Source organism: Deltaproteobacteria bacterium CG11_big_fil_rev_8_21_14_0_20_49_13 (assembly GCA_002796305.1).
GTDB lineage: Bacteria > UBA10199 > UBA10199.
Window position 1 is genome coordinate 1,633 of record PCWZ01000064.1, and the last position, 4,892, is coordinate 6,524.

The following is a 4,892-nucleotide window of genomic DNA, read 5'->3' on the forward strand; positions in this document are numbered from 1 at the left end:
GCGAAATAAAGAGAACTGAATCAAGTGAGGAATGGGCACATTCAGGAATTGTTGAAGCTGGAGCCTATGTCTTTATCAGCTATTGTATTGGAAATGAAGGGCAATCAATTGAAAACCAGATAAACGGTGCATTTGATCTTTTAGAAAAAAGATTGGGATCAATTGGTCTGAATTTAGAGTCAGTTGTAAAAATGGACTGCCTATTTAAGAATATTACGGATATACATTCGTTGGGGAAAATAATTAAGGAAAGATTTAATGGAAAATACCCTGCAAGAAAAGCATTTGAAACAAAATTTGTGAGGGAGGGGATTTTATTCCAAGTCGATGCAATTGCAGCAAGAAACTGAAAGTTACAGGATGTGTTATCCACGGGTTGATGAGGAGACATTGGCATTCGAAGGGTGTGGTTCACTTTTCCAGTCATCTTTACTCTTCTGGAGCAGATGAGATTACAAGCAAGCCGTATGTTATGGTAAAAATGTTCGACATCCTGACGCATTAATACATTACAATAAATCAGAAAACATCACCCTGCCACAGCGATTGCAAGAAATCCCGATAAGGCAGGATCAATATCTGATCGTCGGTTAACCGTGGCAATTCTTCCAAACAGACCAACAGAAGTTTCTTAATGGACTGGTGTTCCTTTTTCAGTTCCCTTAAGCCCTTTAAATGGTCCGGCCGCACCCGACTTGTTCCCTTAGCTTCAATGGCCACTTCACAGTCATTAACAACGAAATCGACCTCGCGACCGGAATCGGCCAATTTCCAATACGATAAAAGATCACTTTTTTCTTTATAAGTGATGTAGCTTTTAAGTTCGTGAAACAGCCAGTTTTCAAAGGCCTTTCCGGCCATTTCAGAACCTAATTGAAGTTCTCCTCGACGGGTCAACAAATTTGGAAGAGCGACATCGAAATAGTAGAACTTTGGTGAGTGTATGACCTTGCGTTTTGCCCGACGAGTGTAGGCAGGGAGAAATTCGCCGATCAGCGTATCTTGAAGGATCTGGAAATATTCTTTGACCGTTTTGCCGGAGACGCCGCAGTCGCTGGCGATATTGCTGTAGTTGACAATTTCAGTATCGGAGAACGCGGCCGCCCTTAGAAAGTCAGAGAAAAGAGGAAGGTTTCGCACGAGCCCCTCCGCCGCAATTTCCTCCTTAAGGTATTCATTGACATAAGAATCCGTTAACTTGAGATGATTGCCGCTCAAATAATGGCTGGGAAGATAGCCGTGATTGATGAGGCGCGTGAGATCAAACTCGTTCCCCAGTTCCGGAAAAGTGAGACCGCGCAATTCATAGCGGACAGCCCTCCCACCTAGTAGATTGGCATGACCTCGCTTAAGTTTACGGGCTGATGATCCGCACATGCCAAAAACAAAGTGATGGTCTTCGATAAGAAGATGCACCTCATCCAGAAGTTTCGGGATCTTTTGAACCTCATCTATTAAAACAAGTCTGGATGCAGTTGGGTCGCTTTCAATATTGGCCAGACATTCTTCCCGTAATAAGGCTGGTCTGACAGAATATTTCGCAAAGCTGTCGGTATTTAGCAGGTCAATTCTGTGAGAGTTTGGGTATAGGTGTTTAATAAGAAATGTTTTGCCCGTTTTCCTTGGTCCCCATAGGAAAAAAGATTCCTTGGGGTTGGATGGAAGTGGCGCGATTCTTTGAAACATAACTGCATATTATCGCGATATTTAGGAGTAATCAAGCAAAAAATCGATTTTTTTATCCATTTATGATGGTGCTTCTAACTACAGGAAAAGGGCCATTATTGACCTCTTTTCCAATTTGTGTTTTTATTCTAGTGAGTTATGTGAACAGTGAAACCGACAATCTGGCGATCGCGCGCTCAATGGCAACGATCACCCTGACCTCGTTGATATTCAAGCGGGAGTCCTTCTGTGCCAGCGCCTTCATTGCGCGAGTTATCTGTTTTTCTTTTTCGCGATTCATGATCCCAATGCCTCAATGATAGGGCGTATCCGGTGAGCGACTCCCAGTTTATTTGCCATATCCACCACCTGACCCAGATTCACTTTCCTCTGTGCCAATGCCTGTTTGAGAGCCGCGATCGCAACCCGATGACCGATAAGCCTCTTGTACAAGAGGCCCTCTACCAAGGTTCTCGGGAGCGTAGTGATCCAGTAGCCTTTCGTTTTAGAGATCCCGATATCCCACATGGGGTCCCTTGACCGGATCAATTTCAAATCTTTGGCAGCGACTCGCTTGGTTGCCGGGACGAGCACCCAGATCTGTTTGGAGATCTGATCCGTGACGTGGTAATGTTCCATGGCCGACAAGAGACAAATGGCCGACGGTTGCCCGCAACGCAGGGTTGCCATCTGATAGGAATCCTCTCCCGTGCTGTCGTCGGATCCTTCGACTCTGTACACTCCGCGGCTCAATCGCTCCAAGATGCCTGCCTTGGCCATTCGGCTCAAAGAGGCTTTGCTGATGCCCTCCGCTACGGCTTCCGCCGTTGAAAAAGGTCTTTTCGCCAACTTGGGTGGTAACTTTATCATTTGAAACCAATATGACATAAATAAATTATAGTGTCAAGTTGGTTTCAATGAAAACCTCCGTAATTACGGACAAATAGTCGCTAAAACCCGAAAATAACGTTATTTGCCCCCTGGAACCCGATTCAGGTACTCCAAGGCGATTTGGGGGTCCTCTTTCAGGGCTTCAGGGCTTTGAAGACCGTCTGACGGGCCAAAAGTTGGGGGCGCTGTTTGAGGATTTCCCTGCGGTCTTTGAAGGCGGGGTCGGATTTCAGGTGTTCCTGAAAGACCTGCAGGGTGACCCCAGCGAAGCAACAGGCCTCGGCGTCGCTACATCCGAGTGAAAAGGCATCCTCGAGTCTGCGAAGACAATCCTCGCTCAATATGCCGATCTTCGGCGCTTCGGGTTTGTTTTCATTTTTCTTCCTCCATTTTCTATTCTTCTATTTTCTGGGGTTTCTTGCTGTTGATGGGGGCGGAAAACTGGAATCCACTCATGCCACTGTCAGAAGATGGTGCTTTGCTTCTGCCAAAATAAGGTTTTTTCTTCCGGTTCGTTCATGGGATTCATCGGCAGCGATCCAGGGCATGGATACCGCGACGCTTTGCAAGGTCGCACGTGGCGAGGTGGATCTGAATCAGATCGCCATCAACCACCTGGCCGCCCGGGGAATGGATGAAAACGGTCGCTGGATCGGATTCGACAAAGCGAAGGAACGAATGATCGAAGAATAAGGCAACGCTTCGGATGGAGTGATTATTTCTGGAGCAGTTCTTTTATCTCTGGGCGAAGTTCCCCGATCACGGTTTGAAAGGGCGGAAGATCCGGAACCAGAGGTCCCAACCATTGCTCCCAAGTCTTCTCGACGTGCGGAAGCCAGTTCTCCCTGAAAAAATCTCCCTCATCGGTGAATCCGATATTTTTCAATGCGCATTTGGCCCGAAGGAAATCACCGAACCCGCCGAAGTCCATGCGATCCTTGTAGGTCCCGAGCACACGCCAGAGATCATGGTAATCGCGCGCTCTGGATCGTCCCCACCCTCAAGACTCGAGTTTTTCCATGTGTTACAGGATGGCACACAGTTTCTCCGCAACGATCTCTTCCAAGGCATAGGTCGCGACGACAGTATCGAAGGGCTCACCATATTCATGGATGACCCGTTTCCGCTCAATCGGTTTCAGAACCTTTTCATCCACGGACGTTTCGATGATGACCCGCGTGTGCAGATCCCGATGCCACGGGAAGCGGGCGCGAATAGAGAACGCCTCTTGTCCGCCCGGGTGGGGTTCCTTCTCGGTATAGCGCTCGCATGCTATTTCGACGGGAGCGTATTCATCGAGGAGTTTTTTAGCGGTTTCGCACGCCTGACGAACGGCCGCCTCCATCGCGTCACATTTTGGAACGTCCCCGACGCCCGAAAAATCCAGATCCTCCGAAAACCGGTAGTCGCCGAAGTAGCATTTCTTGAGACAGGTGCCGCCTTTGAACACAAGTGTGTCGCGAAGGATATCGGTACGGGTAAGTCCTGCCAGCACCCATGAGAGCAGATAGTCGCGTTCCAGAACCTCCCATGGAATCCCCAGTCTCTTTCCGGCTTCCTGCAGACGCGTGTGTAGCGGTTTCATGCGTTTACCTTTCCAGGAAGATTCTCCTGAATCATCCAATATCGGTTACATGGTCCCTTGCGTGGACCGGTCGAATCCAATATCCGATAGCCCTTGATAGGGACGTTTGCGAGTGAAGCCAGACGACCAATCTCCATGCCTTGCTTTTCCAGAACCCAGCCGAGGCGCTTGGCCGTTGCGGCGTCCAGCTTCAATGCATAGTCGATGATGCGTTCCAGATTGATCTTGCCGATAGCCGCCTCGAAGGCATGAAGCACCTCGGAAAAATCGCCACAGTATTCCGGCATGGTGAGCCCGTCGATAAGCGTGCGTTCGAGATCGGTGATGGTCACGCGGCTCTCGCCGATCCACACCTTTTCCGTCCCGAAGAATCGTTCAGGCCGGATCTTGATGAAACGATAGGCCGTGTCTCCGATCCGATAGTCGCCCTTCGTGCGCGTGGTCGGAACCGAGGCGCCAATCGTCGTCAGTACGAAAACCTTCCTCGAGGCCTGTTCGGTTAGACCGTGATGATGCATGGCAGACCAATGGGAGATGGCGGCGGGATCCGCCAATGCCATGGCGATTTCGAACTCGTGGGCGGGGGTCACCCCGGGGACGGCTTCGGAGATCGCGTAAAGCCCGTTGTGCAGGCGAACTACCCAGCCCGACTTGGCCAGTTGACAAAGGGCCTGCCGGACATAGTTCTCGGAAAGCCCTACCTCGGGGCCGAATTCCCGGGCCTTGGCCGTGGTAAAAATACGGTTCCCTC

At 49.6% G+C, this 4,892-nt stretch carries 7 protein-coding genes and 1 pseudogene (1 of these 8 running past the window's edge); 3 read left to right on the forward strand and 5 right to left on the reverse strand.

Going from position 1 to position 4,892, the window contains the following annotated elements; all coding sequences use genetic code 11:
- On the forward strand, window positions 1–350 hold a 350-nt coding region (locus tag COV46_06060; protein PIR16993.1), incomplete at its 5' end, for an enamine deaminase RidA.
- A 169-nt stretch (window positions 351–519) separates the two neighbouring features.
- On the opposite strand, the gene COV46_06065 is transcribed toward COV46_06060, so the two are convergent.
- Together COV46_06065 and COV46_06070 are read right to left on the reverse strand one after the other, a co-directional pair.
- Entirely contained in the window at window positions 520–1,686 is a 1,167-nt protein-coding gene (locus COV46_06065; GenBank protein ID PIR16984.1) for an AAA family ATPase, read from the reverse strand.
- Window positions 1,687–1,962: 276 nt separating this feature from the next.
- A complete protein-coding gene (locus COV46_06070) occupies window positions 1,963–2,553 on the reverse strand; it encodes a hypothetical protein (GenBank protein PIR16985.1) in 591 nt (196 codons plus the stop codon).
- Window positions 2,554–2,898: 345 nt separating this feature from the next.
- On the opposite strand from COV46_06070, the gene COV46_06075 reads away from it, so the two are divergent.
- A complete protein-coding gene (locus COV46_06075) occupies window positions 2,899–3,249 on the forward strand; it encodes a hypothetical protein (GenBank protein PIR16986.1) in 351 nt (116 codons plus the stop codon).
- A 22-nt stretch (window positions 3,250–3,271) separates the two neighbouring features.
- Here COV46_06075 and COV46_06080 read toward each other — a convergent pair whose 3' ends face one another.
- The 3 genes from COV46_06080 to COV46_06090 all read right to left on the reverse strand — a co-directional run bounded on the left by COV46_06080 (window position 3,272) and on the right by COV46_06090 (window position 4,659).
- Window positions 3,272–3,487: a hypothetical protein gene (locus COV46_06080; protein PIR16987.1), complete on the reverse strand. Its 216-nt coding sequence runs from the start codon at window positions 3,485–3,487 to the stop codon at window positions 3,272–3,274.
- A 93-nt stretch (window positions 3,488–3,580) separates the two neighbouring features.
- Window positions 3,581–4,141 (reverse strand): hypothetical protein, encoded by a 561-nt coding sequence (locus COV46_06085; GenBank protein ID PIR16988.1) that lies wholly within the window; start codon window positions 4,139–4,141, stop codon window positions 3,581–3,583.
- Complete coding sequence (locus COV46_06090) at window positions 4,138–4,659, reverse strand: hypothetical protein (protein PIR16989.1); 522 nt, start codon at window positions 4,657–4,659, stop codon at window positions 4,138–4,140. The genes COV46_06085 and COV46_06090 overlap by 4 nt, the downstream gene beginning before the upstream one ends.
- Window positions 4,660–4,668: 9 nt before the next feature.
- Here COV46_06090 and COV46_06095 point away from each other — a divergent pair.
- A pseudogene (locus COV46_06095) lies at window positions 4,669–4,892 on the forward strand (hypothetical protein); it runs 94 nt beyond the window's last position.

Bases quoted from the DNA above. Each gene is read 5' to 3' on its own strand.
- COV46_06065 (PIR16984.1), bottom strand. From the start codon at position 1,686: ATGTTTCAAAGAATCGCGCCACTTCCATCCAACCCCAAGGAATCTTTT.
- COV46_06070 (PIR16985.1), bottom strand. From the start codon at position 2,553: ATGTCATATTGGTTTCAAATGATAAAGTTACCACCCAAGTTGGCGAAA.
- COV46_06075 (PIR16986.1), top strand. From the start codon at position 2,899: ATGCCGATCTTCGGCGCTTCGGGTTTGTTTTCATTTTTCTTCCTCCAT.
- COV46_06080 (PIR16987.1), bottom strand. From the start codon at position 3,487: ATGGACTTCGGCGGGTTCGGTGATTTCCTTCGGGCCAAATGCGCATTG.
- COV46_06085 (PIR16988.1), bottom strand. From the start codon at position 4,141: ATGAAACCGCTACACACGCGTCTGCAGGAAGCCGGAAAGAGACTGGGG.
- COV46_06090 (PIR16989.1), bottom strand. From the start codon at position 4,659: ATGCATCATCACGGTCTAACCGAACAGGCCTCGAGGAAGGTTTTCGTA.